The sequence below is a fragment of the Bartonella sp. AP65SXKL genome, assembly GCF_042195725.1.
GTDB lineage: Bacteria > Pseudomonadota > Alphaproteobacteria > Rhizobiales > Rhizobiaceae > Bartonella.
Genome location: NZ_JBHIOW010000076.1, coordinates 1 through 898, shown reverse-complemented (window position 1 = coordinate 898; position 898 = coordinate 1). Strand labels below are relative to the sequence as shown.

At 47.7% G+C, this 898-nt stretch carries 1 protein-coding gene; it reads right to left on the bottom strand.

Annotated features, from left to right (window positions below):
* A partial coding sequence (locus tag ACFIMP_RS09750; RefSeq protein ID WP_375686339.1) for an alanine-zipper protein occupies window positions 1–898 on the bottom strand: 898 nt, incomplete at both ends.

Genomic DNA, 898 nt, shown 5'->3' with positions numbered 1-898 from the left:
CGGCTTCATCTTTTGCTTCATACGCGTAGTTATTGGCTTTCTCCGCTATTTTCTTGGCTTCTTCGCCTGCCGTTTCTGCTAAACTTGCTGTAAGCTTAGCACTATCTGCTGTTTCATTCGCTTTGTGGGCTTTATTCCACGCTGCATTCGCTGTGCTTTTTGCATTTTCCACCTCACTACGCGCTTGCTCCGCATCATGTTTGGCATAACCTGCTGTCTGTTTGGCTTCTTGTGCTATTTTTTCAGCTTCATCCGCTTTACGCTTCGCCTCTTGTGCTATGCCCTTCACCGCTTCCCCACTCACCTGCCCTGCCGTCTCTCCTGAACGCACCGCAGACTCTGCTACCGCTTTCGCTTCCAAAGCTATTCTAGAGGCTTCTGTTGTGCTCTGTTGGGCTTGCTCCGCTTTCGCTATTGCACTATCTGCTGCACTCTTGGCTTCTTCTGCTGTGCTCTTCGCTGCATTCGCAACTGTCTCTACACTTTCGGCTTTAGCTTTTGCATCAGCGGCTGTCTGCTGTGAACTTACTGCTGTGCTATGAGCTGTTTCCGCTAAACTCTTAGCTTCACTCGACTTCGTTAACGCTTCTAAAGCTTTTTGCCCGATCTCATCACCAGCCTGTTTAGCTGTGGTAGCGGTCGATAATGCCGTTTCTGCAATACCTTTCACTTCTTCAGAAATATTCTTGACATCATTGACTAAGGTAAGCGCTGTAGATGCTTTATCCTTCGCTGCATTCGCTTCTGTAAGCGCATTGGTAGAGGCATTTTGGGCTTCTGTTGCAAGTTGTTTGGCTTCTTCTGAGAGTGTCTTAGATGACTCTGCTATCTGTTTGGATTCTCTTGACTCCGTTAATGCCTTCTCTACTGCCGTTTGTACTTGAGACGCTGTTTTTGT